Genomic DNA, 26,050 nt, shown 5'->3' on the forward strand with positions numbered 1-26,050 from the left:
GGACGGACCGCCGCCGCCCGAGTACGCTCCCGTGAAGCCCCGCCCGGGGGGCGTGAAGGACCTGGCCGGCAAGCTCAGCATCCGCTGGCGGCTGACGCTCACCTACAGCGCGATGTTCTTCACGGCGGGCGCGATGCTGCTCGTGGTGATGTACTTCATCGTCCGGACCGCGCTCTTCACCGCGTTCGAGTTCACGGTGGAGGTGCCCGGCTACATCTCCCCGGAGTTCGCCAGGAGGCTGGAGGAGCAGGTCAAGCTGCTCCAGGTCAACCAGGTCAACGAGGTGCTGGACGTGCTCGTCCGGCAGTCGGTCCTGGCCCTGCTGGGCGTCGGCATCCTCGCCCTCATGCTCGGCTACTTCGTGGCCGACCGGGCGCTGCGGCCCGTCACCCAGATGACCTCCACCGCCCGCAAGCTCTCGGAGAGCACGCTGGCCCACCAGCGCATCGGCCTGGAAGGGCCGGACGACGAGCTGAAGGAGCTGGCCGACACCTTCGACGACATGCTCACCCGGCTCAACGTGGCCTTCGACGCCCAGCGCCGGTTCGTCGCCAACGCCTCCCACGAGCTGCGCACCCCGCTGACCATCAACCGGACCGTGCTGGAGATCGCGCTGTCCGATCCGGAGGCGTCCGAGGATCTCAAGGCGCTCGGACGTACCCTCCTGGAGGTCAACGCGCGCAACGAGAAGCTGATCGAGGGCCTGCTGCTGCTGGCCCGGAGCGAGCGCGAGCTCGCGGTGCGCAAGCCGGTGGACGTCAAGGAGGTCGCGCAGACGGCCGTGGACCAGGTGGCGCCGTTCGCCGAGGAGCACGGCGTGACCCTCACCACCGACCTGGCCGAGACCCCCACGATCGGCGATCCGGTGCTGCTGGAACGGTCGGTCAGCAACCTGCTGGAGAACGCCGTCAAGTACAACCTGCCCGAAAACGGAAAAGTCTGGATCCGGACGGGAATGGTGGACGGGGGCTTGGTTGTTCAGGTGGCCAACACGGGGCAGCACGTCCCCGCGTACGAGGTGAACAGCCTGTTCGAGCCGTTCCGGAGGCTCAGCGCCGACCGGGTGGACTCGGCCAAGGGGGCGGGTCTCGGGCTGTCCATCGTCCGTGCTGTGGTGCAGGCTCACGGCGGCAACGTCAACGCGGTGCCGCGGGAGGGTGGCGGACTTGTGGTGACCATCAGGCTGCCGCGACGTTGATCCGGCGTGTTGCCCGACGGGGGGCGTCTCGTTCACGTCCCACATGTGGTTGGATGTGCCGTCGAACACGGTGGTGCATGCGGCCAAGGCTGTGGGTTTCGCCATATTTGGCTAACCCATGCCGTCCGCAGCAGGCCATGTCGTGTTGGGAGGTTCAGCGTCCGTTTCCTCGGGGTACCCAGAGAAAATCTCCCGGCGGAACGGGCACAAGATGAACTTCCCGGACGTTAGAACACGCGCGACGAGCGCGACGACATATTGATGAGGGGGATGGAGCAAGCCAATGGCTACCGACTACGACAGCCCGCGCAAGACCGACGACGACCTGGGCGAAGACAGCCTCCAGGAACTCCAGGCGCGGCGCACCGACAAGACGTCCGGCAGCATCGACATCGACGAGACCGACCTCGCCGAGTCGCTCGAGCTGCCCGGTGCGGACCTGTCGAACGAGGAACTCAGCCTGCGCGTGATCCCGCGCCAGGCCGACGAGTTCACCTGCACCCGCTGCTTCCTGGTGCACCACCGCAGCCAGCTGGCCTCCGAGAAGAACGGCCAGCAGATCTGCCGGGAGTGCGCCGCCTGATAAGGAGGCAGTCCTGTGGCTTCACCTGATCAACACCCAGAAGACGAGATCGCCGACCCCGACAAGGAGGTCGGCGTACTCGTAGGCAAACTCACCGGGTCCGGGGAGCTCGAAGCGGCCGAGCGGCGGAAGCTGCTCGGTCGACTCACACGCGCGCTCTCCGCCGGCGCGGCGAGGGCACGCAAGACCGGCGCCGGTCGCGGACGCTGGCTGGCCGACGTCTTCCTCAACATCGCGCCGCGCATCCCGATCAGGGACTTAGCCACCCTCTCGGCGCACCACCACGGACTGACCGGCGAGGAGCTCGCCGACGACCTGGTGCGCACCGCCATGAAGGGCACGATGACCGTCGGCGCCATCGGCGGCGCCGTAGCCGCGGCGGAGTTCGCCGCACCCCCTCTTCTTCTCTCCGCCCCCGCCCAGCTCGTCGCCGAGACCATCGTGGTGGCCGCCATCGAGGTCAAGCTCCTCGCCGAGCTCCACGAGGTGTACGGGGTACGCGTCGAGGGCACCGGATCCCAGCGCGCGGTGGCGTTCACCGCGGCCTGGGCCAGACAGCGCGGGATCGACCCCCTCGCCCCCGCCTCGGTGACGCTGGCGCTCGGCGCCGCCACCAAGACGGCGCTGCGCAACCGCCTGATGCGCGTCCTCGGCCGCCACCTGACGACGTTCGGCCCGTTCCTCACCGGCGCCGTGGCGGGCGGCACGCTCAACCGCCTGGCCACCAAGAAGCTCGGCGCGGCCATCCGTGACGACCTGCGGATCCAATCCCCACCCCCGGACGACCGCCCGAAGCTGACGCCGTAGCCCGTCTGCCGAACGGAAGTCAGGGGGAGCGAGGACCAAGTCGCCCCTCTCGCCCTCAGACGAGCGCCCGAAACTGACGCCGTAGCCCCCGAACCGCGGTCAGGGAAGCGCGGATCGAATCCCCCTTCCGCCCCCGTAGCCCGCGTCCGCTCCGCCGGGTACGTCCCCTGTCAGACCTGACGCCAGGGGAGCGACGATGACGATGCCCTTCGCCTCGTCGGCGGATCTCGCCCACAAGACCCGCTCGTTCGAGGAACTGGCCGAGGGCGTGTACGCGCTGACGGCGGAGGGCGACCCGAACGTCGGCGCCGTCGAGGGCTCGCCGCTCAGCACGCCTGCCCCGGACCGGCCGTTCACGGGCCGGCCACCCAGGGGACAGCTCTGCGACCTCTGCCCGGGGGTGATCTTGCCGGATGTGCCGGTACCGGGGGGACGGTTGCGGGAGCTCTGCCGTGACGGCTTCCTGGTACTCCTGGGCGGAATGTGCGATTCGGGTTTGTTTGCGCAGGTCTTGGGCAAGGTTTGTACGGCGCCGCTCGTCGTCCGCGAGCTCGCGGAGATAGATGGGTCCGGCAGGCTCGCTGAGAGGCTCGGCGCCGGGCCCGACGAGGCCTGGCTCATCAGGCCCGATGCCCGTATCGCCGCGATCATTCCCCATGCGGGGACGGACTCGACGGCGGCTGCTGTGAGGCGCGCGTCGCGCCTCATATGACAGTGACCCTAGGAGGAATTGGGTGGTTGGCCGTAGTACGTTTCTGATCGTCGCGAACCGGTTGCCTGTCGACCGGGTCGTCGAGCAAGACGGAACGGCCTCGTGGCGCAGGAGCCCCGGCGGGCTCGTAACCGCGATCGCTCCGGTGATGCAACGCCGGCACGGCGCCTGGCTGGGATGGCCGGGAGCGCCGGACGAGGAGCTCGCGCCGTTCGAGCAGGATGGGATGAACCTGATCCCCATCCCGCTGTCGGCCGAGGAGATCGAGCTCTACTACGAGGGTTTCTCCAACGCCACGCTCTGGCCGCTCTACCACGACGTGGTGGCGCCGCCGGTCTTCGAGCGGCCCATGTGGGAGGCCTACCGGGCGGTCAACGAGCGCTTCGCGCGCGCCGCCGCCGAGCACGCCGAGAAGGGCGCCGTCGTCTGGGTGCAGGACTACCAGCTCCAGCTCGTGCCCGCCATGCTGCGCGAGCTCCGGCCCGACCTGCGCATCGGGTTCTTCCTGCACATCCCCTTCCCGCCCGTCGAGCTGTTCTGGCAGCTGCCGTGGCGGCGCGAGCTCGTCGAGGGGCTGCTCGGCGCCGACCTGGTGGGATTCCAGCTGCCCGGCGGGGCGGCGAACTTCCGCCGGCTGTGCCGCAGACTGCTCGGCGTCCCGTACAAGGGCAGCGAGATCTTCCTGGAGGACCGCGTCGTCCGTACCCAGGCCTTCCCCATCAGCGTCGACTTCGCCGAGCTGGACGACCTGGTGCGCCGGCCGGAGGTCATCTCCCGCGCCAAGGAGATCAGGATGGAGCTGGGCGACCCCGAGCACGTGCTGCTCGGTGTGGACCGGCTCGACTACACGAAGGGCATCGGGCAGCGGCTGGAGGCCTTCGGCGAACTGCTCAAGGAGGAGCATCTCTGCCCCGGCGAGGCGGTGTTCGTGCAGATCGCCACGCCCAGCCGGGAGCGGGTGGAGGAGTATCGGCGGCTGCGCGACGACATCGAGCTGCAGGTGGGCCGGATCAACGGCGAGACCTCGGAGTTCGGCAGCCAGCCCATCCAGTACTTCCACCAGTCGTATCCGAAGGACGAGCTCGCCGCCCTCTATCTGGCCGCCGACGTCATGGTCGTCACGCCGCTGCGCGACGGGATGAACCTGGTCGCCAAGGAGTACGTGTCGTGCCACCACAACCTGAACGGGGCGCTGGTGCTCAGCGAGTTCGCCGGGGCGGCCGACGAGCTGCGCCAGGCGTACCTGGTCAACCCCTACGACGTGGAGGACGTCAAGCGCAAGATGCTGGCCGCCATCCGGGCCACGCCGCAAGAACTGGCCCGGCGGATGCGCACGATGCGCCGCCGGGTCGCCACCTACGACGTGGACCGCTGGGCCAGCGAGTTCCTCAATGCCCTGGAGTCACCGGCCGCTTCAGAGCCCGCCATGAGTCATAACGCTTCTTGGCGGTCCGGTTGACGACGATCTGCGCGACGGACATGCCGACGCCCATGACGACGGCGTAACCGATCGCCTCACCCATGCTGACCTCGGGCGAGTCTGGGTCGACGGGCGGCTCCTTGCCGGTCGCCTTGACCCAGGCGAACCCGAGCAGCTTCCTGGCGGCCCAGGCCGTCACCAGCCCCACCAGACCCCCGACGATTCGCCAGGCGATGTCGGGCTTGTCATCCGCCATGCGATCTCTCCTTCCCCTTTGTAACGAACCCTAGTCTGTCCCGATGCGCGGCCCCGGCAAGCCGTACCATAAGGAGGCATGACTCAACAGCGACTACGCCATGCGTCCATGCCCGGGAAACCGTCTCTCGATGGCCTGGAGCAGGTATGGGTAGCGCGCTGGGAGGAGCAGGGCACCTACCGGTTCGACCGGTCGAAGCCGCGCGAGCAGATCTACTCGATCGACACGCCGCCGCCGACGGTCTCCGGCTCCCTGCACGTGGGTCACGTCTTCTCCTACACCCACACCGACATCATGGCCCGCTACCAGCGGATGAACGGCAAGTCGGTGTTCTACCCGATCGGCTGGGACGACAACGGCCTGCCCACCGAGCGCCGTGTCCAGAACGTCTACGGCGTGCGCTGCGACCCGTCGCTGCCCTACGACCCCGATTTCGTGCCACCGGAGAAGCCCGGCAAACGTGAGGTCGCGATTTCCCGGCGCAACTTCGTGGAGCTCTGCCACGAGCTGACGAAGATCGACGAGCAGGCGTTCGAGGAGATGTGGCGGCGGGTCGGCCTGTCGGTCGACTGGTCGCTGCTCTACACCACGATCAGCGACGAGTCGCGCCGGGTGTCGCAGCGGGCGTTCCTGCGCAACCTGCGCCGCGGCGAGGCCTACCTGGCCGAGGCGCCGACGCTGTGGGACGTCACCTTCCGCACCGCCGTCGCCCAGGCCGAGCTGGAGGACCGGGAGTGGCCCGGCGCCTTCCACAAGATCTCGTTCTACGGCGAGAAGGGGCCGGTCTGGATCGAGACGACCCGGCCGGAGCTGATCCCGGCCTGCGTGGCGCTGGTCGCCCACCCCGACGACGAGCGCTATCAGCCGCTGTTCGGCACGTCCGTGCTCACCCCGCTGTTCGGCGCCGAGGTGCCGGTGCTCGCCCATCGCCTCGCCGAGCCCGACAAGGGCACCGGCATCGCGATGATCTGTACGTTCGGCGACGTCACCGACGTGACCTGGTGGCGCGAGCTCGACCTGACGACCCGCCCGGTCATCGGCTGGGACGGCCGGCTGCTGTCCGAGCCGCCGGAGGGCATCGAGACCGACCCGTACAAGGAGATCGCCGGCAAGACCGTCCACAGCGCCCGCGAGCGCATCGTGGAGATGCTGCGCGAGTCCGGCGACCTGGAGGGCGACCCGCGGCCGGTGCGGCGGCCGGTGAAGTTCTACGAGAAGGGCGACAAGCCGCTTGAGATCGTCACCACCCGCCAGTGGTACATCCGCAACGGCGGGCGCGACGAGGAGCTGCGCGAGCGGCTGCTGGCGCGCGGCCGCGAGCTGGCCTGGCACCCGCCGCACATGCGGGCCCGCTACGACAACTGGGTCGGCGGCCTGGCCGGCGACTGGCTGATCTCCCGCCAGCGGTTCTTCGGCGTGCCGTTCCCGGTGTGGTACCCGCTCGACCAGGACGGGCAGCCGCGCTACGACCAGCCGATCACCCCGCCGGAGGAGGCGCTGCCGGTCGACCCGTCGTCCGACACCCCGCCCGGCTACACCGAGGACCAGCGGGGCGTCCCCGGCGGGTTCACCGCCGACCCGGACGTCATGGACACCTGGGCGACCTCGTCGCTCACCCCGCAGATCGCCGGGCGCTGGGAGACCGACGACGACCTGTTCCGGCGGGTCTTCCCGGCCGACCTGCGGCCGCAGTCCCACGAGATCATCCGCACCTGGCTGTTCGCCACCGTGGTCCGGTCCCACCTGGAGTTCGACGCCCTGCCGTGGAGCGACGCGGCGATCTCCGGCTGGATCCTCGACCCCGACCGCAAGAAGATGTCCAAGTCCAAGGGCAACGTGGTCACCCCGATGGACCTGCTGGACAAGCACGGCTCCGACGCGGTCCGCTACTGGGCCGCCAACGGGCGTTACGGCGTCGACACCGCCTTCGACGCGGGCCAGCTCAAGATCGGACGGCGGCTGGCCATCAAGATCCTGAACGCGTCGAAGTTCGTGCTCGGGCTCGGCGAGGGCGGCGGCGAGGTCACCGAACCGGTCGACCTGTCGATGCTCACGGCGCTGTCCGACGCCGTGCGCGAGGCCACCGAGGCGTTCCAGGGCTACGACCACACCCGGGCGCTGGAGGTCACCGAGCGGTTCTTCTGGACGTTCTGCGACGACTACCTGGAGCTCGTCAAGGCCAGGGCGTACGAGAGCGACGCCGCGGCGGCCTCGGCCCACGAGGCGCTGCGGCAGGCGCTCGACGTGCTGCTGCGGCTGTTCGCGCCGTTCCTGCCGTTCGTCACCGAAGAGGTGTGGTCCTGGTGGCGCGAGGGCTCGGTGCACCGGGCGCCCTGGCCCGAGCCCGGCGCCCGCGCGGGCGACCCGGCGGTGCTGGAGGCCGCCTCCGAGGTGCTGAGCCGGGTGCGCAAGGCCAAGTCCGAGGCCAAGCTGTCGATGCGGACCGAGGTCTCCCTGCTGACCGTCACCTCGCCCCGGGCGGACCTCATCAGGCTCGCCCAGGACGACCTGTGCGGCGCCGGGCACGTCGAGCAGTTCGTGCTGGAGCAGGGCGCCGAGACCGCGATCGAGGTGCGGCTGAGCTGACTCCGGGGCCGGGCGCCCGCGCACGCGGGCGCCCGGCCCCCGCGGCACCTGGTTTCCGGCCGCGCGCCGGGGGCCCGGACGTGCCAGTCTTGGGGATGTGCTGAACGACCGCCCCACCAAACTCGTACCGCCCGTGCTGGCCCGGATTGCCGCGTGGAGCCTGTGCCTGATCCTCACCGGCGTGGTCGTCTACTACTTCGTGCAGATCATCGCCCGGCTCAGCTTCGTGATGCTGCCCGTGGCGATAGCGCTGCTGCTGACCGCGCTGCTCTACCCGATGACCCGCAGCCTGCGCGAGGCGGGCGTGCGGCCCATCTACGCCACCTGGCTCACCATGATCGCCGCCCTGGCGGTGCTGGCCGGCACCGGCTGGCTCGTCGGCGCGCGCGCCACCGAGGAGTTCCCCAACCTCGCCAAGCAGGTCCAGGCCACGGTGGGCGACGTCCAGGACTGGCTGACGACCGGCCCGCTCCAACTGCGCGAGACGCAGATCACCGACTTCTTCAAGGAGGTGGTCACCCTCATCGAGGCCCAGCGCACGGCCATCACCGGCACGGTGCTGAGCGCCGGGGCCGTGGCCGTGGAGGTGCTCGCCTCCATCGTGCTGCTGCTGTTCGTCACGTTCTTCCTGCTCAAGGACGGCGACCGCATCTGGTCCTGGTTCCTCAAGGGCTTCGGGCGGATGGCGCCGCGGGTCGACCGGGCCGGCCGCGCCGCGTGGACCACACTCTCCCACTACGTGCAGGGCAGCGTGCTCGTCGCCGCCGTGCACGGCGTGATCATGGGTGTCGTGCTGGCCGGGATGGGGGTCCCGCTCTGGGCGCCGCTGGCCGTGCTGATCTTCCTGGCCAGCTTCATCCCGATCGTCGGCATCTTCTTCGCCGGCACCGTCGCCACGCTGGTCACGCTCGGCGCCAAGGGCATCGTGTACGCGCTGATCTTCGTCGGCATCCTCGTCGTGGAGCAGCAGCTGGAGAACCACGTGCTGCAGCCGCTCATCGTGGGGCGGGCGCTGAACTTCCACCCGCTGGCCATCATCCTCGTGCTCTCCGTGGGCGGCATCCTGGCGGGCATCGCCGGGGCCGTGGTGGCCGTGCCGGTGGCCGCGGTCATCTACCGGGCGCTGCCCGAGCTGATGTCCGACCAGCCCGCGCTGCCACCTCCCTCGGTGGCGGCCGTGCCGCCCGAACCCGGCGGCGACGAGCCGCCCCCCGCCGCGGAGGAACGGTCCGAGGGGCCGCCGGAGGCCGGGAAAACCGGTGCTGTGGGACGGGCCGGTGCTGACAGCGAGTAATCTCGTCATCCGTGACACGCTCCACCCTGACCACTCCGCCGCCCGAGGCGCAGCCGCCGAAGCCGCACCCCGACGCGCCGCCGCCCGGCAGCCGGCTCGGCTCCCACTTCAGCCGCTGCTTCGGCTGCGGCGCCGACCACCCCACCGGCCTGCACATCTCCGCCGTCACCCCTGACGGCGCCGACGTCGAGGCCGCCTTCACCGTGGGGGAGTCGCACCAGGGCGCGCCCGGGCTGGCGCACGGCGGCGTGCTCGCCGCCGCCATGGACGAGGTCATCGGCATGTCCATCTGGCTGCTGCGCAAGCCCTATGTCACGGCACGGCTGGAGACCGACTACCTTCTCCCGGTTCCCGTGGGCACGACACTCCACTTGCGTGCCCGGTGTACCGGGATTCAGGGCAGGAAGGCATACCTTGAGGCTGAGGGGCGCGTGGGCGCCCCCGACGGCCCGGCCGCCGTCCGCGCGGCGGCGCTGTTCATCGAGGTGGACATGACACACTTCGCCGAGCACGGCGATTTGGAAGCCATCCGGGCCGAACATCAGGACTACGAGGTGAACCCGTGAGCGAGCCGGAGATTCTCATCCAGCGGCTCGACCCCGGCCTGCCCATGCCGTCGTACGCCCACCCGGGCGACGCCGGCGCCGACCTCTACGCCGCCGAGGACGCCGAGCTGCTGCCGGGCGAGCGTGCCGTGATCGGGACCGGCGTGGCGATCGCGCTGCCCGACGGCTACGCCGCCTTCGTGCATCCCCGCTCCGGGCTGGCCGCCCGCCACGGCGTCACGCTGGTGAACGCCCCCGGCACGATCGACGCGGGCTACCGCGGCGAGATCAGGGTCACCCTGATCAACACCGACACCAAGGAGCCCTTCCGGCTGCGCCGGGGCGACCGGATGGCCCAGCTCGTCTTCCAGCGGGTCGCCAGGGCGGTCTTCCGCGAGACCGGCACACTGCCGGGTTCGGCGCGGGGCGCCGGCGGCCACGGTTCCACAGGACGTTGACACAGGGAGAGTGAGACACAGTGCTGTTCCGACGTCGTCGCCGTCGTGAGCAGGCGGAGCGGGTCGCCGAGGAGACCCCGCAGACGCCGGCCCGCGAGCACGGCCCGTGGGACGCCGACGAGCCCCACCCCGACCACGACCGGATCGACCTGGGCGGCCTGCGGCTGCCCCACAACCCGGCCTTCGACGTGCGCCTCGCCTCGGTGGGCGACCAGCACGTCGGCGTCGTCGCGCTGTGGCAGGAGAGCTCGCTGCAGCTCCAGGCGCTGGCCGCGCCCAAGTCGTCCGGGCTGTGGGAGGAGATCAGGGCGAAGGTCCTGAACGCCGCCAAGACCCTGGAGGAGCGCGAGGGGCCGTTCGGCGTCGAGCTGGCGGGGAAGGTGACGGTCGAGGGCACCGAGCGGCCCGCCCGCTACCTGGGCATCGACGGGCCACGCTGGTTCCTGCTGGCCGTGATCAACGGCAAGGCCGCGGCCGACGAGGAGCTGGCCGCCGCGTTCATCGACTTCGTCAAGGACATCGTGGTGGTCCGCGGCGACGAGCCGATGGCCCGCGAGGAGCCGATCCCGCTGCGCCGCCCGAGCGAGCAGTCCGCCGACCCCGACCACCAGCCGGATCTCAATCCGTTCAAGCGGGGGCCGGAGATCAGCGAGATTCGCTGAGGACGCCTTTTCACATAGGCTGATTCATCATGAGTACGGCAGAGTCACCCCGGCGCGGGGGACTCCGCGGCCTCCTCTCCCGGCTGACCTCCAGCCAGTCGGAGATCGAGGCCGAGGAGCTGCGCCAGGACGCCGACGAGGCGGGCGCCACACCGATCGCCGCGTGTGGCGGCCGCAGGCGCTTCTGCGTCGCCGGTACGCTACGCACTGTCACCCTGCGCCCGCGAGGCGGGGCGCCCGCGCTCGAAGCCGAGCTCTACGACGGCTCCGACGTGATCGACCTGGTCTGGCTAGGCCGCCGCAAGATCGCGGGCATCGAGCCGGGCCGCCCGGTCAAGGCCGAGGGCCTGGTGAGCATCCAAGACGGGCGCAAGGTGATGTTCAACCCGCGATACGAACTGCGCCCAGGGAGCTGATCAGGTGAGTGCTGAGGCCGGAGAGACCGCCCACGAGACCGTCGAGGCGGCGGTGCGAGCCCAGCTCGCCAAGGCGTTCGGCGGTGCCCGGGGCATCATCGAGGCCGCCGTCCCGACCGTCGCCTTCACCCTGACGTGGATCATCACCGAGGAGCTGCGCCTGTCGCTCATGATCAGCATCGCGCTGTCGGTGCTGCTCCTGATCGTCAGGCTGGTGCAGCGGTCGACGCCGCAGTTCGTCATCAACAGCCTGATCGGCATCGCCATCGGCGCGTTCTTCGCCAGCCGTACGGGCGACGCCAAGGACTATTTCCTGCCCGGCATCCTCTACAACGCCGCCTACGCGGCCGCGATGCTGGTCTCGATCGTCACCCGGTGGCCGGTCGTCGGGTTCCTCATCGGCTCGGTGACCAACGACCCGGTCGGGTGGCACAAGGATCCCGGCATCGTCAAGCTCTGCACCCGGCTGACCTGGCTGCTCATGCTGCCGTGCGTGGTGCGGGTGGCCGTGCAGCTGCCGGTCTACCTGTTCGGCGGCGGCGACCAGGCGGTGGCGGCGCTCGGCTTCGCCAAGATCGTCATGGGCTGGCCGCTGCAGGTGGCGGCGCTGACGGCGATGGTCTGGGTGCTCAGCCGCGGCCGGACCCCGATCAAACCGCCGGTGGCCCCGGCCTGATAACGGCGTGCCGAGACCCCGCGCTCCGGAGGGGCGCGGGGTCTCGCCGTTTCCGGCCCTGGTCAGCGCTGCAGGAGCTGGGCCAGCTCCTGCTCGACCTCCTGGTTGGCCACGAACAGCAGCTCGTCGCCGGCCTCCAGCGGGTCGTCGGCGGTGGGCACCAGGACCCGGCCCTCGCGCAGGATCGCCACCAGCGCCGCGTCGGTCGGCCACGGCACCGCGCCGGCCCGCTGGCCCACCACCGGCGCGTCCTCGGCCAGCGTGAGCTCCACCAGGTTGGCCTGCCCCTGGCGGAACGTCATCAGCCGCACCAGGTCACCGACGCTCACCGCCTCCTCGACCAGCGCGCTCAGCAGGCGCGGGGTCGAGACGGCCACGTCGACCCCCCACGACTCGTTGAACAGCCACTCGTTGTTGGGGTGGTTGATCCGCGCCACCACGCGCGGCACCCCGTACTCGGTCTTGGCCAGCAGCGACACCACGAGGTTGACCTTGTCGTCGCCGGAGGCGGCGACGACCACGTGACAGTTGTTCAGGCCCGCCTCGTCCAGCGACGCTATCTCGCACGCGTCGGCGAGCAGCCACTCCGCCCGCGGCACGCTGTCGATCTTGATGGCCTGCGGGTTGCTGTCGATGAGCAGCACCTCGTGGCCGTTCTCCAGGAGCTCGGCGGCGATGGAGCGGCCGACCGCCCCCGCTCCGGCGATGGCGACCCGCATCAGTCTTCCTCCTCCGGCACCGCGGCCAGCACCCTGTTGATCCGGTCCATGTCGCGCTCGGCGGCGATCATGTGGACGATGTCGCCCTCCTGCACGACCGTGGTGCCGGTGATCACCACGGCCTCGCCCATCCGGTTGATGAACGCCGCCCGGGCCCGCACCCGCTCCTCCAGATCGACCACGCGGGTGCCGATCCACGCCGGGTTGACCGTCACCTCGGCCAGCACGACCGTGCCGGTCGGGTCGCGCCAGAGCGGCTCGGTGCCCTCCGGCAGCAGGCGGCGCAGGATCTGGTCGGCGGTCCAGCGCACGGTGGCCACCGTGGGGATGCCGAGCCGCTGGTAGACCTCGGCCCGGCGCGGGTCGTAGATGCGGGCCACCACGTTGTCGACGCCGAACGTCTCGCGGGCCACCCGGGCGGAGATGATGTTGGAGTTGTCGCCGCTGGAGACGGCGACGTAGGCGGAGGCGGACTCGATGCCGGCCTCGATGAGCACGTCGCGGTCGAAGCCGACCCCGGTCACCCGGCGGCCGCGGAAGCCGGCGCGCAGGCGGCGGAACGCCTGGGGATCGCGGTCGATGATCGCGATCGAATGGCCGTTGTCCTCGAGGATGTGGGCGAGGGTCGAGCCGACCCGCCCACAGCCCATGATCACAATATGCATACTCTCCCGCATCCCGCGGTCGGATGGTCGATCGACACCAGTATGGCGGGCGCCGGGCGCGTGCCGACGGTCCAGAATAGGCCGGGGACTAGCATTCCGTAACGTGGCGAAAGCATCGGATCTCGTCAAACGCTTGCTCGTGGGGCGGGCTCTCCGCAGCGGACAGCTGCACCAGCAGCTGCTGCCCAAACGTCTCGCGCTTCCGGTCTTCGCCAGCGACGCGCTCTCCTCCGTCGCGTACGCGCCCCAGGAGATCCTCGTCATCCTCTCCCTGGCGGGCGTGGCCTTCTACTCCTACAGCCCGTGGATCGCCCTGGCCGTCATCGTGGTGATGCTCACGGTCGTCGCCTCGTACCGGCAGAACGTGCACGCCTACCCCAGCGGCGGCGGCGACTACGAGGTGGCCACCACCAACCTGGGGCCGAACGCCGGGCTCACCGTCGCCAGCGCGCTCATGGTCGACTACGTGCTCACGGTCGCCGTGTCGGTCGCCAACGGCGTCGACTACGTGGGCGCCACGATCCCCTTCGTCGCCCGGCACAAGCCGGCCGTGGCGATCGGCATCGTGATCCTGCTCATGCTGGTCAACCTGCGCGGGCTGCGCGAGTCGGGGCTGGCGTTCGCGGTGCCGGTGTACGCGTTCATGGTCGCGGTGCTCGGCATGGTCGCGATCGGCGGTTACGAGGTGGTCTTCCTCGGCATCGAGCTGCGTGCCCCCACCGCCGACTTCGACGTCGTGGCCGAGCAGAGCGACCTGACCGGCTTCGCCGCCGCGTTCCTGATCCTGCGAGCCTTCTCCACCGGCTGCGCGGCGCTCACCGGCGTCGAGGCGATCAGCAACGGCGTGCCCGCCTTCCGCAAGCCCAGGAGCCGCAACGCCGCCCGGACGCTGCTCATGATGGGCCTGATCGCCGTCACCATGTTCGGCGGCATCATCGCGCTCGGCCTGGCCTCCGGGGTGAAGGTGGCGGACCCGCTGACCCTCCACACCGACCTGCTGCGGCCCGACGGCACGCCCGTCGGCCCCGGCTACCACCAGCAGCCGATCATCTCGCAGGTAGCCGACGCGGTCTTCGGCGGCGGCTCTGCCCCGTTCTACGTGATCTCCGGGGTGACCGCGCTGGTGCTGTTCCTGGCCGCCAACACCGCCTTCAACGGCTTCCCGGTGCTCGGCTCCATCCTGGCCCAGGACCGTTTCCTGCCGCGCCAGCTCCACACCCGCGGCGACCGGCTGGCCTTCTCCAACGGCATCATCATGCTGGCGCTCGCCGCGTGCCTGCTGCTGTGGGGGTTCCAGGCCGACGTCAGCCGCCTGCTCAACCTCTACATCGTCGGCGTCTTCGTGGCTTTCACGCTCAGCCAGACCGGCATGGTCATCCACTGGACGCGGCTGCTGCGTACCGAGGACGACCTCAAGGCCCGCCACCAGATGCACCGCTCGCGGATGATCAACTTCGTCGGCGCGGTGATGACCGGGCTGGTGCTGGTGGTCGTGCTGGTCACCAAGTTCGCGGTCGGCGCGTGGCTCGTGTGCATCGCGATGCCGCTGCTCTTCCTCATGATGAAGGGCATCAGGCGCCACTACGACAACGTCGCCGCCGAGCTGGAGCTCACCGACGACGCCGACCTGACCATGCTGCCCGCCAGGAACCACGCCATCGTGCTGGTGTCCCAGCTGCACAAGCCGACCATGCGGGCGCTCGCCTACGCCCGCGCCACCCGGCCCTCCACGCTGGAGGCGATCACCGTCGGCGTCGAGGGCGAGGAGGCGCGCCGCCTCCAGGAGGAGTGGGACCGCCGCGGCATCCAGGTGCCGCTGAAGATGCTCGACTCGCCCTACCGCGAGATCACCCAGCCGATCCTCGACTACGTCAAGTCCGTACGCCGCCGCTCCCCGCGCGACGTGGTGACCGTCTTCATCCCCGAGTACGTGCTCGGCCACTGGTGGGAGCACCTGCTCCACAACCAGAGCGCGCTGCGGCTGAAGGCGCGGCTGCTGTTCAAGCCCGGCGTGATGGTGACCAGCGTGCCGTGGCAGCTCCACTCGTCCACCAGGCTGTCGGGCCGTCCCGAGCCGCACGCCCCCGGCCGGGTGCGCCGTCCGCTTCAGCGCTCCGGCGACAACGTCAACCGCCGCTGATGCGGACGCGCAGGCGGGCGGAGTCCTCGGCCGTCCACCCCGGGGGCGGGGCGACGGCCGCCCACCCGTCCACGATGATCCCGCCGTAACGGTGGCCGTGGCCCGGCGGCACCCCCAGCCCGGCCGTCATGTCGCCCAGCACCTGCCAGAACGTCACCAGCGGGAACCAGTTCATCTGCCGGGTGACGCCCGGCGGGCGCGGCTCCTCCAGCCAGCCGGGCCGCTCCACGATGAGCTTCGGCGTGAACCACACCACCGGGTCGGACGCGTTCTGCAGGTAGACCACCCGGGGGCGCGGCTCACCCGCCAGGTCCGCCGGCCGCCGCGCGAACCGCACGATCTTGCCCGACTCGTAGACCGGCAGCCAGACCGGGCTGCCCGGGTCGCGCCGGGTCGTGATCTCGTACCAGATGGGGTTGGCGTACGGCGAGCCGATGAACAGCGCGCCGTCCGTACGCGCGACCATGTCGTCCAGGCTGCTGAACGCGCTCTCCATCGAGTACGAGCCGAGACTCTCGCCCCCCACCAGGAGCAGCGGCCGGTCTGCGGCGGGCAGCCGCAGCCAGCGCGCCCGGACCGCCTCGAACAGCGTCCGGCCCGCCTCCGCCGCCCGGTCCCTGTCGACCAGGAACGACGCCCAGCTCGGCAGGTACGAGTACTGCACGGCGACAACCGCCGTGTCGCCGTTGTACATGTACTCCAGCGCCTGGCAGATGCCCGGGTCGACCCAGCCGGTGCCGGTGGTGCCCAGCACGGCCAGCACCGGCCGCTCGAACGCCCCCGTGCGCTCCAGCTCCCGGACCGCCAGCTCGGCCCGCTCCCGCGGGGTGCGCGCCGCCTGCAGCCCCACGTACACCCTGATCGGGTCCTCGGCGGGCCTGCCGGAGAACGTCTCCAGCTGCCGCCGGGTCAGCGCGGTGCCGATGAACGAGCGGCCCTCCCGGCCCAGCTGCTCCCACTTGACCAACGACCGCGGCCCGCCCGACAGCTCCGGCGAGGACGGCCGGCGCACGCCCGCCGGGGTGCCCTCGTTGGCCACCGAGGAGACGTTGTTCATCGCGGCGACGAACCCGGTGAACAGCACGTCGTCGAAGAACACCGCGACCACGAGCGCCACGACCAGCCCGCCGACGGCCCGGCTCACCAGGCGCGGGACGTAGCGGCCCAGCCAGCCGGCCAGCCGGTGGCCCGCCAGCCGCACCAGCCGGGCCAGCGCCAGGAACACGCAGAACAGCACGGCCGACAGCCCCAGGATGGCCGGGGGATACCAGGTGATCTCGGTGTCCATGCCCATGAGGGCCCGCAGGTCGCGCTGCCAGCCGTAGCTGTAGGACAGCGCCGCCACCGTCAGCGCGGCGCACACCCCCAGCATGACCTCCCAGGCCGGCCGGACGAACCGCGCGGGCGGCCGGTAGCGGATCACCGCCCGGCCCGCGGCCCCGATCGACGCCCCCGCCCCGTAGCCGAGGATCGCGGTGACGGCCCCCATCACCCCCTGGTACTCCCAGGTGCGCGGCAGCAGCGAGGGCGTCAGCGAGGCACAGAAGAACAGCGTGGCCAGCAGCGTCCCGCCGAAGCCGAGACGCCTGCGCACCACCCGCCGTGACGCCGTCACGATCGTCACGGTAACCGACCGGGATGAGCGGGGGCCGCCCGGGCATAGGCTGTCGGACGTGGAAAAGGCATCTTTCGAGCTGACGGTAGGCCCGGTCGCCCACGGCGGCTGGTGCGTGGCACGCCACGAGGGCCGGGTGGTCTTCGTCCGCCACGCGCTGCCCGGGGAGCGCGTGGTGGCCCAGGTCACCGAGGAGACGAGCCGTTTCCTGCGGGCCGACGCGGTGCGCGTCATCGAGGCGTCGCCCGACCGGGTCGCGCCGCCCTGCCCGTACGCCGGTCCCGGCCTGTGCGGCGGCTGCGACTGGCAGCACGCCACCCTGGAGGCGCAGCGCCGGCTCAAGGCCGACGTGGTGGCCGAGCAGCTGCGCCGCATCGCCGGCATCGAGCGGGAGGTCGTCGTCGAGGAGGTGCCCGGGGCCAAGGACGGGCTCGGCTGGCGCACCCGCGTGCAGTTCGCCGCCCGCCCCGACGGCCGGCTCGGCCTGCGCAGGCACCGCTCCCACGAGATCCAGCCGATCGACGCCTGCCTGATCGCCCACCCCGAGGTCGAGGCCGTCGGCGCCGAGACGCAGGAGTGGCCGGGCGCCCGCTCGGTCGAGGTGATCGCCTCCTCCGGCGGCGAGCGGGCCGTCGTCGTCACCCCGCGCCCCCGCCGCCGCGTCGTCGTGCCCGAGCTCGACGCGCCCGCCGCCATCCTGCTCGACGAGGGCAGGGGCCGCACCTCCGCGCGGCGCGGCTCCGGCACACTGCACGAGCGGGTCGGCGACCGCGAGTTCCGGGTCGCGGGCAGCGGCTTCTGGCAGGTCCACCCCGGCGCCGCCGAGACCCTCCTGGACGCCGTCCTCGCCTACGCCGCCCCGGAGCCGGGGGAGTGGGCGCTCGACCTCTACTGCGGCGCCGGCCTGTTCGCGGCCGGGCTGGCGGAGGCGGTCGGTCCCGAGGGCGCCGTGTTCGGCGTGGAGTCGGAGTCCGCCGCCGTGCGCGACGCCCGCGCCAACCTGCGCGACCTGCCGCAGGTCCGCGTCGAGCGCGGCCGGGTCGAGGACGCGCTCGACCGCTTCGAGATCGAGCGCGCCGACCTCGTCGTCGTGGACCCGCCCCGCGCCGGGCTCGGCCGCGCCGTGGTCGACCGCATCGCCGCACTGGAGCCGTCCCGCATCGTGTACGTGTCCTGCGACCCGGCGACGCTGGCCCGCGACCTCGGGTGGCTGGCCGGCCACGGCTACCCGCTGGCGGACCTGCGCGCCTTCGACGCCTTCCCCATGACCCACCACGTGGAGTGCGTCGCCCTGATGACCAGGCAGCTCTAGACCGGCCCTGCTGACCGGGCGGGCCTAGAGCCGGCCCTGCTGACCAGGCGGCTCTAGAGCCAGCCCATGCTCTGGGCCGTCCTGATGGCCTCCAGCCGGTTCTGCGCGTTCAGCTTGGTCATCGCGCTCGACAGGTAGTTGCGTACCGTTCCCTCCGTCAGGTGCAGCTCGCCCGCGATCCGCGCGATCGTGTACCCGTCGGCGGCCAGCCGCAGCGCGTCGCGCTCCCGGTCGGTGAGCGGGCTGTCGCCGGCCGCCATCGCGGCGGCGGCCAGCTCGGCGTCGAGATAGCGCCCGCCCGCCATGACCTTGCGGATCGCCATGGCCAGCTCCTCGGCGGAGGCGTCCTTGCCGAGGAACCCGCTCACCCCGGCGGCCATCGCCCGGCGCAGGTAGCCGGGCCGGCCCAGGCTCGTCAGGATCACGATCCGGCACTTCGAGCTGATCTGCTCGGCGGCGGTGAGCCCGTCCATCCCGGGCATCTCGATGTCCAGCACGGCCACGTCCGGCCGGTGCTCGGCGACCGCGGCCACCACCTCGTCGCCCCGGCCCACCTGGGCGACGACCTCGATGCCGTCCTCCAGGTTCAGCAGCGCGGCCAGCGCGCCGCGGATGAGGTGCTCGTCGTCGGCCAGCAGCACGCGGGTGGTCATGCCGGAGCCACCACCCTCAGCACGTACTCGCCGCCGGGGGTCGCGGCGGCCGAGAGGCTGCCGCCCGCGCCGCGCACCCGCTGGGCGAGCCCGCCCAGGCCGTCCGGCGCCGGCTCGCCCACCGGGCCGGTGACGCCGTCGTTGGTCATCTCCAGGATCCCTTCCCTGATGGTGATCGTGCAGTGCTCGGCCTTGCTGTGCTTGAGCACGTTGGTGGCACCCTCGCGGACCACGGTGGCCAGCAGGGTGCGCGACTCCGGAGGCAGCTCGGCCGCGTCGCCGTCCACCGTGCAGCGCACCCCGGCCGCTTCCAGGACCGCGCGGACGCTGGACAGCACCTCGTCCAGGTCGAGTGCCCGGTAGTTCTGCACGGTGGTGCGGACCTCGCGCAGCGACCGCCGGGCGGCGTCGCGTACCTCGAACATCTCGCGGGCGGCTGCGCCGGGGTCGGTGCGCAGCAGTTCCTCGGCCCCGGCCGTCCTGGCGGCGATGCCGGTGAGGCTCTGGCCGAGCAGGTCGTTGAGGTCGCGGGCGAAGCGCAGCCGCTCCTCCGACACGGCCAGCATGGCCCGGGCCTCCTGGCCCTCGTGAGCCTCCTGGGTGATCCGCCACAGCCACAGGTTCACCGGGACGCCGCTCGCGTAGAGCCCGGTGAACACCAGCTGGGCGAAGAGCAGGATCGGCTCGAACCCGCCGGCCACGGTCATGAGCAGATTAAGCGGCACCATCGAGGCCAGGGCGAGCAGGATCGCGGTGCGCCGGCGCACCCACGGCGACATCATCGCCGGCCACAGGGCGATCGCCGGGAAGGCCGCGAACGGGGTCAGCAGCAGCGCCGCCACCCCGGCCACCACCAGCGTCCTGGTCGGCCGGGGAGCGCCCCGGACGGCCAGCCGGAACACCCGCATCCCGGCCACCACGATCAGGACGTCGAGCGCGGCGCCGGCGACGACCAGCGGGACCGGCATGCCCCCCTGCCAGGTCGCGTACACCATCACCAGCCCGGTCAGGCCGAGCAGGAAGACGAAGTCGGTCGAGTAGACGATCAGCCAGCGGGCCTTGTCCAGCCGGGTGGCCCGCCTCATGCCGGCACCCGTGCCCGCAGCACGAACTTCCCGTCGCCCGCCGGACCGGCGGAGAAGGAGCCGCCCGCGGCGGTCATCCGCTCGGCCAGGCCGCGCAGCCCGCTTCCCACGCTGTTCCCGGTGCTGTCTTCTGAGTTGTCTTCCGGGACGGGCACGCCGTCGTTGCACATCTCCAGCACCCCGTCCGCGAAGGTGATCGAGCAGCGGGAGGCGGAGCTGTGCTTGAGCACGTTCGTGGTGCCCTCGCGCACCACCCACGCGAGCAGCGCCCGGGTCTCGGGCGGCAGCTCGCCGGTGCCCGCCTCGACGACACACCGGGTGCCCGCGGCCTCCAGCGCCGCGCGCGCCCTGGCCAGCTCCTCGTCCAGGTCCAGCGACCGGTAGCCGTCCACGGCGAGCTGGACCTCCAGCAGCGACTGGGCCGTGAGCCGCCGCACGTCCGCCATCTCGTCCGCGGCCTTGGCGGCGTCCTTGGTGGCCAGCTTGGCCGCCAGCTCGCTCTTGAGCGTGATGACCGACAGGCTGTGGCCGAGCAGGTCGTGCAGGTCGCGGGCGAAGCGCAGCCGCTCCTCGGCGACGGCGAGGCGGGCCTTGGCCGCCTGGCTGTCGTGCGCGTCCCTGATCGTCCACCACAGCCAGCACCACAGCCACATGGCCAGCGGCATCAGCACGGCGCTGAGCCCCTGGGACAGCAGCGCGACCTGCCACGGGACGCCGTTCACCACATGCATGGTCGTGGTGGTCGCGAGCAGCGCCGCGCCCAGCAGCAGCGTCGTCCAGAGCGGCAGGTGGAGCAGGACGACGCTGAGCCAGAAGTACGTCGCCATCTCCCAGGTGATGTACTCGCCGCTCAGCGGAATCGGCAGCAGCAGAACACCCACCACCGCCGCCCCGGACACGACCAGCTTGATCACGGGCCGGGGCCGGTTGTCGAAGGCGTCCCTGAGCATGAGGGAGAACATGACGGCTATCACCGCCAGGCACACGGAAGAGGCCGCCGCGCTCGCCCAGCCGATCAGCCCGGCCTGTGCCGAGACGACGATCGACACGGCGAGGCTGATCCCCGTCAGGAGGACTAAGACGTCCATCCAGTAGATGAGGACCTTCCGCGCCGTCTCCGGCCTGGTGGCCACCCTCACTCCCTAACCGCTCAAAGGCCGCGTTCCCGGCAGAAGCCTATAGTTACGGCAGGAGTGGCTGGAGTGGTCAGCCGTGCAAGACCCGGCTCACCTGCGGGTCAGGGGCCGCGCCCCGCAGCGACAGCCAGGCCAGACCGTACTTTCCGGTGAAGGCGGCCAGCTTGCGCGCGTCCGTCACGCTCAGGTCGGAGGGATCGGCCAGCACGCTCGTCACCGCCATCCGCGGCCACGCCTCGTCCGGGCTCGCCAGCCCGTACGCGCGGGTGATCTGGGCGCGGGCGGCCCGAAGCGCCGCCGCGAGCCGCCGCATCCGGCCCTCCGGAGCGTCCTGCGGCTCGATCCGCGCCAGCAGGTTCACGGTGGCGACGTCGACGCCCGCCTCGCGGGTGAGCCGCAGCATCGTGGCGTCGCCCGCGGCCAGCCCGCCGGACCGGAGCGGCAGCGTGAAGCCGACCCGCAGGTGCCGCTCCCGCTGCACCGCCCTGATCGCGCGGGCCCGGCGCAGCACCGTCGCCCGGTCGCCGGGACGCGGCAGGTCGAAGTCGACGTAACGGGCGTCGAACGCGCCGATCGCCCGCCGGTAGGCGGCGGCCAGCGCGCCCGCCCGGGAACAGGTGGCGGCGGCCTCGCCGCCGGGGCCGCCGAAGACCAGCCCGGCGTCGCCGCCCCCCGCGCGCAGCCGGCCCACCTGGTTGGCCACCGGGTCGTGACCGAACGCCAGCCGCCCCGCCCAGCGCAGCCCGCAGCCGTCGGGCGCGGCACCCAGGTGACCGAGCGCGTACCAGCGCACGCCGGTCCGGCGCGCGTCGCCCGGCAGGTCGAAGCCGGGATCGGCCGAGGTGTCGACGAACGTCACGAATCCGGACGGGCCGGGCGGCGGCTCCGACGGCTCGACGGGACTCGGCGACGGCGCGGGCGACGGCGGGGGCACCGGCGAGGCCTGGCTGGGCGTGGGCCGGGCGGGCAGCAGCGAGATCGCCGCTCCGGTCGTCGCCGCGAGGGCCCCCGCGGCCAGGAAGGCGAGCGGGCGCGGGAGCGTACCGGCGGGTCGTCTGCGGCGGGAGGCCGACATGAGCCACTCCGAGTGATGGTACGGATACGGAACGCGGTCGATGGTGGACGTTAGCAAGCGTTCGGGGTGGCGCGCGGTCAATCTCCGGATCGCGTCCGCTTTGGATCGATAATGACGACATGAAGTTGCGGATCTTCACCGAGCCCCAGCAGGGCGCGACCTACGACGACCTGCTGACCGTGGCCAGGACCGCCGAGCGGCTTGGCTTCGACGCGTTCTTCCGTTCGGACCACTACCAGCGCATCGGCCCCGGCGACCCCGGTCCCGGCTCCACCGACGCCTGGATCACGCTGGCCGGGCTGGCCCGCGAGACCTCCTCGATCAGGCTGGGCACGCTGGTGACCCCGGCCACCTTCCGCTTCCCGGGGCCGCTGGCGGTCAGCGTGGCCCAGGTCGACCAGATGAGCGGCGGCCGCGTCGAGCTCGGCCTGGGCGCCGGGTGGTTCGACGGCGAGCACGCCGCGTACGGCATCCCGTTCCCGCCGACCGGCGAGCGGTTCGGCCGCCTGGAGGAGCAGCTGGAGATCATCAAGGGCATGTGGGCGGCCGAGAAGACGTACTCCCACGACGGCCCCTACTACCGGGTCGTCGACTCGCCCGCGCTGCCCAAGCCGGCCCAGCGGCCGGGCCCGCCGATCATCATCGGCGGCGTCGGCCCCAGCCGGACGCCGCGGCTGGCCGCGACCTACGCCGACGAGTACAACGTGCCCTTCAGCTCCGTGCAGGGGACCGGGGAGGCCTTCGAGCGGGTGCGCCGCGCCGCCGAGGAGACCGGCCGGAACCTCGTCATGTCGGCGGCGCAGACCGTCTGCGTGGGCCGCGACCAGGCGGAGCTGGAGCGCCGGGCCGCCGCCATCGGCACCCCGCTCGACCAGCTGCGCGAGGGCGGCCTGGCCGGCACCCCGGCCGAGGTGGTGGAGAAGATCGGCGCCTTCGCCGGGCTCGGCGCCGAGCGGATCTACCTCCAGGTGATGGACCTGGCGGACCAGGATCACCTGGAGCTCATCGCCGCCGAGGTCCTGCCGCACGTGTGACGCGGTGCGCGCCCACGCGGCGCTGCCCGGTTCGCTGAAGAAAGCGTCAACAAAGCGCTAGAAAAGACGATTGCGGGTAGTTGCTTCCCCTCCAGGGGAGGGGCGCGCATGGTAAGCCAGCAGACCGGTCACGGGAACCTCGGGCACGTCGTCTTCATCGCGGCGTCGGCGGCGGTCGGCGGGTTCCTGTTCGGTTACGACAGCTCGGTCATCAACGGCGCCGTCGTGGGCATCCAGAACCACTTCCGGGTGGGCAGCGTCGAGATCGGCTTCGTGGTGGCCATCGCGCTGCTGGGCTCCGCCGTCGGCGCCTGGTTCGGCGGCGGGCTCGCCGACCGCTGGGGGCGCACCAGGACCATGCAGGTGGCGGCGATCCTCTTCGCCGCCAGCTCCATCGGCCAGATGCTGCCCTTCGCCCTGTGGGACCTGACCCTCTGGCGCGCCCTGGCGGGCGTCGCGATCGGGATGGCGTCGGTGCTCGGCCCCGCCTACATCGCCGAGGTGGCCCCGGCCGCGTACCGGGGCCGCCTGGGATCCTTCCAGCAGCTCGCCATCGTGCTCGGCATCGCCGCCTCGCAGCTGGTGAACTACGTGTTCGCGCGGATCGCCGGGGGAGACGTCAACAACCACCTCTGGGGGCTGCAGGCGTGGCAGTGGATGCTCGGCGCCTGCGTCGTGCCCGCGCTGGCCTACCTGTGGCTGGCCACCGTCATCCCCGAGTCGCCGCGCTACCTGGTCATGGCCGGGCAGCACCAGGCGGCCCAGCGGGTGCTGGCCGAGGTGGAGGGCGAGGACTCCGACCCGGAGGCCCGCGTACAGGAGATCCGGCACGTGCTGCGGACCGAGCACCGGCCGACGCTGAAAGACCTGCGCGGCGGGGCGCTCGGACTGCTGCCGATCGTCTGGATCGGCATCGTCCTCTCGGTCTTCCAGCAGTTCGTCGGCATCAACGTGATCTTCTACTACTCGTCGGTGCTGTGGCAGTCGGTGGGCATCAACCAGGCCGACTCGCTGCTGATCAGCTTCTCCAGCTCGATCATCAACATCATCGGCACGTTCATCGCCATCGCCCTGGTGGACCGTATCGGCCGCAAGCCGCTGCTGCTCATGGGCTCGGCGGGGATGGCGCTGTCGCTGGCCACCGCCGCCTGGGCGTTCGGCTTCGCCCGGCCCATCGAGGGGACGATGGCGCTGCCCGGCCCGCAGGGCGCGATCGCGCTGATCGCGGCCAACCTGTTCGTGCTGTTCTTCGCCCTCTCCTGGGGTGTGGTGGTCTGGGTCCTGCTGGGGGAGATGTTCCCCAACCGGATCCGCGCCGCCGCCCTCGGCGTGGCCGCCGCCGCCCAGTGGCTCGCGAACTGGGCGATCACCATGTCGTTCCCGGCGATGTCCGAATGGAACCTCTCGCTCACGTACGCGATGTACGCGGCGTTCGCCGCGCTGTCGTTCTTCTTCGTCAGCAGGTGGATCCGGGAGACGAAGGGCCGCAGGCTGGAGGAGATGGGCTAAGCCGTCACCTCCGGAAACGGCGGTTGACGAACATGAAGACCATCGCGCCGGCCCAGATGAGGAAGAGGAACTTCAGGAAGCCGAAGCCGCCCGCGAACAGCGCCACCATCAGGATAACGAACAGGATCGGCACGAACGGTCCCGGACCCCGGTGGTGCCTGGGGTGCCAGTGGCGCGGGTGATGGTGCGGGTGCCCGCGCCGGTGGGCCCGCATCTGCTGCTTGTAGGCCCGCATCTGCTCCCGGTACGCCTCGTGCCACGAGGTGGGGTCGTAGCCGGGGGCGGGCGCCGGCCGGCCGTGGCCCGGCAGGTCGGCCGTGATCCGGGCCAGGTCGCGGCCGGTGCGTGCGGTCAGCGTCTGGTCGAGTCGCTCGTCGAGCTCCTCGCGGGTCAGGCGGCCCTGGGCGAAGTGCTCGCGCAGGTCGGTCATGGTCTGCTCTCGCTCGGCGTCGCCGATGCGGATGTCGTCACGGTCCATCACGGTTGCCTCGCTCTCGCCGGGGAGGGTCAACGCCTCACTCCTCGTCCGGGTCGCCGTCGGCCAGGATCTGGTAGAGCTTGCGCCGGGTCTCAACCAGAGTCTTACGCGCTTCTTGGATCTGTGCGTCGCTCCCGGAGTGGAGAATCTGCATCATCGCGAAGGCGGACTGCCGGGCGGTGTCCCACAGATCGGCGGTGTCGTCGTCGATGTCGGGCCGCATCTCGTCCCACGGGGCGCGGGTCTCGTCGGCGTGCGCCTCCGTGTAGGCGCGGCCCGCGTCGGTGAGGCGGAAGGTCTTACGGCCCTCGCTCTCCTCCGGGATGATCAGCCCTTCGTCGGTGAGCTGCTGCAAGGCCGGGTAGACGGCTCCGGGGCTGGGCTTCCAGCCGCCCTCGCTGCGCTCGGCGATCTCCTGGATGATCTGGTAGCCGTTGCGCGGCTCCTCCGCCAGCAGCGCGAGGATCGCGGCGCGCACGTCGCCCCGCTTGGCCTTGCGGCTCCTGCCGCCCCAGCCGCGGTGGCCGCCGAACGGGCCGCCGGGACCCCACGGGCCGCGGCCGAAGTCGAACGGGAACGGTCCCGGGCCGCGGCGTCCCCGGTGCCGGTGCTCGTGGTGGTGGTGCCGGGGGTGGCCCTGCCCGAACTCCCCGGCCACGGCCTTGGCCGCGTCGCGGAGGGTGCGCTTGAGCGCGTGCACCTCGGGCCAGGGGCCGCCCATGGCGAATGCGGATGCCATGTCCTGATCCTCTCGATCGTTCTTCGATGCTTCAAAGATATATCGAGACTACATCGTCAGCAACAAAATCCGGCAAGTGACTCAGATCACCAAAAACTTCGGGAAGAGCGGGAACAGGACACGGAGGTCCGGCGTTTAACCCATCAGACGAGGTCGTTCCGCGTCGGCAGGGCTGGGGGGTGCTGTCGCCGCTGGAAGCGGCCTCGTCTGCATTTTCCGGAACGTTCTACGGAATCCGGGCACCGACCGCGGCCGCCGCGCGCGGAGCGCTAGCATC

General features: G+C 71.4%; 26 protein-coding genes. 16 read left to right on the forward strand and 10 right to left on the reverse strand.

What is annotated here, in order from left to right; translation table 11 throughout:
- Positions 1-31: 31 nt before the first annotated feature.
- The 5 genes from AB0J42_RS05510 (at position 32) to AB0J42_RS05530 (ending at position 4,759) form a co-directional block, all read left to right on the forward strand.
- Positions 32-1,198 (forward strand): HAMP domain-containing sensor histidine kinase, encoded by a 1,167-nt coding sequence (locus AB0J42_RS05510; RefSeq protein ID WP_364289208.1) that lies wholly within the window; start codon positions 32-34, stop codon positions 1,196-1,198.
- Between the two features lie 283 nt (positions 1,199-1,481).
- Positions 1,482-1,781 carry a DUF4193 domain-containing protein gene (locus AB0J42_RS05515; protein WP_364289210.1) on the forward strand — a complete coding sequence of 100 codons (300 nt, stop codon included), beginning with the start codon at positions 1,482-1,484 and terminating at the stop codon, positions 1,779-1,781.
- Between the two features lie 15 nt (positions 1,782-1,796).
- Positions 1,797-2,588, forward strand: coding sequence for a hypothetical protein (locus AB0J42_RS05520; protein ID WP_364289212.1), 792 nt, complete (start codon positions 1,797-1,799; stop codon positions 2,586-2,588).
- Between the two features lie 196 nt (positions 2,589-2,784).
- The gene (locus AB0J42_RS05525; protein WP_364289214.1) at positions 2,785-3,300 is read left to right on the forward strand and encodes a hypothetical protein; all 516 of its coding nucleotides are present in this window, start codon (positions 2,785-2,787) and stop codon (positions 3,298-3,300) included.
- A gap of 22 nt (positions 3,301-3,322) precedes the next feature.
- Positions 3,323-4,759, forward strand: coding sequence for a trehalose-6-phosphate synthase (locus tag AB0J42_RS05530; RefSeq protein ID WP_364289216.1), 1,437 nt, complete (start codon positions 3,323-3,325; stop codon positions 4,757-4,759).
- Here AB0J42_RS05530 and AB0J42_RS05535 read toward each other — a convergent pair.
- A complete protein-coding gene (locus tag AB0J42_RS05535; RefSeq protein WP_364289218.1) occupies positions 4,689-4,976 on the reverse strand; it encodes a DUF4235 domain-containing protein in 288 nt (95 codons plus the stop codon). The two genes, AB0J42_RS05530 and AB0J42_RS05535, sit on opposite strands and share 71 nt — an antisense overlap.
- 108 nt (positions 4,977-5,084) lie before the next feature.
- On the opposite strand from AB0J42_RS05535, the gene valS reads away from it, so the two are divergent.
- The 7 genes from valS (at position 5,085) to AB0J42_RS05570 (ending at position 11,613) form a co-directional block, all read left to right on the forward strand.
- On the forward strand, positions 5,085-7,562 hold the full coding sequence (gene valS, locus AB0J42_RS05540) for a valine--tRNA ligase (protein WP_364289220.1): 2,478 nt from the start codon (positions 5,085-5,087) through the stop codon (positions 7,560-7,562).
- 97 nt (positions 7,563-7,659) lie between these two features.
- On the forward strand, positions 7,660-8,856 hold the full coding sequence (locus AB0J42_RS05545; RefSeq protein WP_364289222.1) for an AI-2E family transporter: 1,197 nt from the start codon (positions 7,660-7,662) through the stop codon (positions 8,854-8,856).
- An 11-nt stretch (positions 8,857-8,867) separates the two neighbouring features.
- Positions 8,868-9,422, forward strand: a complete 555-nt coding sequence (locus AB0J42_RS05550; RefSeq protein ID WP_364289224.1) for a PaaI family thioesterase — start codon at positions 8,868-8,870, stop codon at positions 9,420-9,422.
- Positions 9,419-9,859 (forward strand): dUTP diphosphatase, encoded by a 441-nt coding sequence (dut, locus tag AB0J42_RS05555; protein WP_364289226.1) that lies wholly within the window; start codon positions 9,419-9,421, stop codon positions 9,857-9,859. The genes AB0J42_RS05550 and dut overlap by 4 nt, the downstream gene beginning before the upstream one ends.
- A 20-nt stretch (positions 9,860-9,879) precedes the next feature.
- Positions 9,880-10,521 carry a DUF3710 domain-containing protein gene (locus AB0J42_RS05560; protein WP_364289228.1) on the forward strand — a complete coding sequence of 214 codons (642 nt, stop codon included), beginning with the start codon at positions 9,880-9,882 and terminating at the stop codon, positions 10,519-10,521.
- Positions 10,522-10,550: 29 nt separating this feature from the next.
- Positions 10,551-10,937: an OB-fold nucleic acid binding domain-containing protein gene (locus AB0J42_RS05565; RefSeq protein ID WP_364289230.1), complete on the forward strand. Its 387-nt coding sequence runs from the start codon at positions 10,551-10,553 to the stop codon at positions 10,935-10,937.
- A 4-nt stretch (positions 10,938-10,941) separates the two neighbouring features.
- Complete coding sequence (locus AB0J42_RS05570; protein WP_364289231.1) at positions 10,942-11,613, forward strand: DUF3159 domain-containing protein; 672 nt, start codon at positions 10,942-10,944, stop codon at positions 11,611-11,613.
- A 62-nt stretch (positions 11,614-11,675) separates the two neighbouring features.
- Here AB0J42_RS05570 and AB0J42_RS05575 read toward each other — a convergent pair whose 3' ends face one another.
- Complete coding sequence (locus AB0J42_RS05575) at positions 11,676-12,332, reverse strand: TrkA family potassium uptake protein (protein WP_364289233.1); 657 nt, start codon at positions 12,330-12,332, stop codon at positions 11,676-11,678.
- A complete protein-coding gene (locus AB0J42_RS05580) occupies positions 12,332-12,997 on the reverse strand; it encodes a TrkA family potassium uptake protein (protein ID WP_364289235.1) in 666 nt (221 codons plus the stop codon). The genes AB0J42_RS05575 and AB0J42_RS05580 overlap by 1 nt, the downstream gene beginning before the upstream one ends.
- Before the next feature lie 103 nt (positions 12,998-13,100).
- Between AB0J42_RS05580 and AB0J42_RS05585 the strand changes: the two genes are divergently transcribed.
- Positions 13,101-15,137, forward strand: a complete 2,037-nt coding sequence (locus tag AB0J42_RS05585; RefSeq protein ID WP_364289237.1) for an APC family permease — start codon at positions 13,101-13,103, stop codon at positions 15,135-15,137.
- On the opposite strand, the gene AB0J42_RS05590 is transcribed toward AB0J42_RS05585, so the two are convergent.
- The gene (locus AB0J42_RS05590; RefSeq protein WP_364289239.1) at positions 15,124-16,752 is read right to left on the reverse strand and encodes an alpha/beta-hydrolase family protein; all 1,629 of its coding nucleotides are present in this window, start codon (positions 16,750-16,752) and stop codon (positions 15,124-15,126) included. The two genes, AB0J42_RS05585 and AB0J42_RS05590, sit on opposite strands and share 14 nt — an antisense overlap.
- A 49-nt stretch (positions 16,753-16,801) precedes the next feature.
- On the opposite strand from AB0J42_RS05590, the gene AB0J42_RS05595 reads away from it, so the two are divergent.
- Positions 16,802-18,064, forward strand: a complete 1,263-nt coding sequence (locus AB0J42_RS05595) for a class I SAM-dependent RNA methyltransferase (protein ID WP_364289848.1) — start codon at positions 16,802-16,804, stop codon at positions 18,062-18,064.
- A gap of 53 nt (positions 18,065-18,117) precedes the next feature.
- Here AB0J42_RS05595 and AB0J42_RS05600 read toward each other — a convergent pair whose 3' ends face one another.
- The 4 genes from AB0J42_RS05600 to AB0J42_RS05615 all read right to left on the reverse strand — a co-directional run bounded on the left by AB0J42_RS05600 (position 18,118) and on the right by AB0J42_RS05615 (position 22,013).
- Positions 18,118-18,717: a response regulator transcription factor gene (locus AB0J42_RS05600; protein WP_364289241.1), complete on the reverse strand. Its 600-nt coding sequence runs from the start codon at positions 18,715-18,717 to the stop codon at positions 18,118-18,120.
- The gene (locus tag AB0J42_RS05605; RefSeq protein WP_364289242.1) at positions 18,714-19,802 is read right to left on the reverse strand and encodes a histidine kinase; all 1,089 of its coding nucleotides are present in this window, start codon (positions 19,800-19,802) and stop codon (positions 18,714-18,716) included. The genes AB0J42_RS05600 and AB0J42_RS05605 overlap by 4 nt, the downstream gene beginning before the upstream one ends.
- Entirely contained in the window at positions 19,799-20,935 is a 1,137-nt protein-coding gene (locus AB0J42_RS05610) for a histidine kinase (RefSeq protein WP_364289243.1), read from the reverse strand. The genes AB0J42_RS05605 and AB0J42_RS05610 overlap by 4 nt, the downstream gene beginning before the upstream one ends.
- Before the next feature lie 73 nt (positions 20,936-21,008).
- Entirely contained in the window at positions 21,009-22,013 is a 1,005-nt protein-coding gene (locus AB0J42_RS05615; RefSeq protein ID WP_364289245.1) for a hypothetical protein, read from the reverse strand.
- 119 nt (positions 22,014-22,132) lie between these two features.
- Between AB0J42_RS05615 and AB0J42_RS05620 the strand changes: the two genes are divergently transcribed.
- A complete protein-coding gene (locus AB0J42_RS05620; RefSeq protein WP_364289247.1) occupies positions 22,133-23,047 on the forward strand; it encodes an LLM class F420-dependent oxidoreductase in 915 nt (304 codons plus the stop codon).
- 108 nt (positions 23,048-23,155) lie between these two features.
- A complete protein-coding gene (locus AB0J42_RS05625) occupies positions 23,156-24,556 on the forward strand; it encodes a sugar porter family MFS transporter (protein WP_364289249.1) in 1,401 nt (466 codons plus the stop codon).
- A 4-nt stretch (positions 24,557-24,560) separates the two neighbouring features.
- On the opposite strand, the gene AB0J42_RS05630 is transcribed toward AB0J42_RS05625, so the two are convergent.
- On the reverse strand, positions 24,561-25,067 hold the full coding sequence (locus tag AB0J42_RS05630) for a DUF1707 domain-containing protein (protein ID WP_364289251.1): 507 nt from the start codon (positions 25,065-25,067) through the stop codon (positions 24,561-24,563).
- 4 nt (positions 25,068-25,071) lie between these two features.
- Positions 25,072-25,773: a PadR family transcriptional regulator gene (locus AB0J42_RS05635; protein WP_364289253.1), complete on the reverse strand. Its 702-nt coding sequence runs from the start codon at positions 25,771-25,773 to the stop codon at positions 25,072-25,074.
- Positions 25,774-26,050: the final 277 nt, after the last annotated feature.

Origin of the sequence: Nonomuraea sp. NPDC049649 (genome assembly GCF_040675175.1) — a bacterium.
Classification (GTDB): domain Bacteria; phylum Actinomycetota; class Actinomycetes; order Streptosporangiales; family Streptosporangiaceae; genus Nonomuraea.

Bases quoted from the DNA above. Each gene is read 5' to 3' on its own strand.
- AB0J42_RS05625 (WP_364289249.1), top strand. From the start codon at position 23,156: ATGGTAAGCCAGCAGACCGGTCACGGGAACCTCGGGCACGTCGTCTTC.
- AB0J42_RS05620 (WP_364289247.1), top strand. From the start codon at position 22,133: ATGAAGTTGCGGATCTTCACCGAGCCCCAGCAGGGCGCGACCTACGAC.
- valS (WP_364289220.1), top strand. From the start codon at position 5,085: ATGCCCGGGAAACCGTCTCTCGATGGCCTGGAGCAGGTATGGGTAGCG.
- AB0J42_RS05635 (WP_364289253.1), bottom strand. From the start codon at position 25,773: ATGGCATCCGCATTCGCCATGGGCGGCCCCTGGCCCGAGGTGCACGCG.
- AB0J42_RS05605 (WP_364289242.1), bottom strand. From the start codon at position 19,802: ATGAGGCGGGCCACCCGGCTGGACAAGGCCCGCTGGCTGATCGTCTAC.
- AB0J42_RS05565 (WP_364289230.1), top strand. From the start codon at position 10,551: ATGAGTACGGCAGAGTCACCCCGGCGCGGGGGACTCCGCGGCCTCCTC.
- AB0J42_RS05615 (WP_364289245.1), bottom strand. From the start codon at position 22,013: ATGTCGGCCTCCCGCCGCAGACGACCCGCCGGTACGCTCCCGCGCCCG.
- AB0J42_RS05575 (WP_364289233.1), bottom strand. From the start codon at position 12,332: ATGCGGGTCGCCATCGCCGGAGCGGGGGCGGTCGGCCGCTCCATCGCC.
- AB0J42_RS05535 (WP_364289218.1), bottom strand. From the start codon at position 4,976: ATGGCGGATGACAAGCCCGACATCGCCTGGCGAATCGTCGGGGGTCTG.
- AB0J42_RS05580 (WP_364289235.1), bottom strand. From the start codon at position 12,997: ATGCATATTGTGATCATGGGCTGTGGGCGGGTCGGCTCGACCCTCGCC.
- AB0J42_RS05515 (WP_364289210.1), top strand. From the start codon at position 1,482: ATGGCTACCGACTACGACAGCCCGCGCAAGACCGACGACGACCTGGGC.
- AB0J42_RS05600 (WP_364289241.1), bottom strand. From the start codon at position 18,717: ATGACCACCCGCGTGCTGCTGGCCGACGACGAGCACCTCATCCGCGGC.
- AB0J42_RS05525 (WP_364289214.1), top strand. From the start codon at position 2,785: ATGACGATGCCCTTCGCCTCGTCGGCGGATCTCGCCCACAAGACCCGC.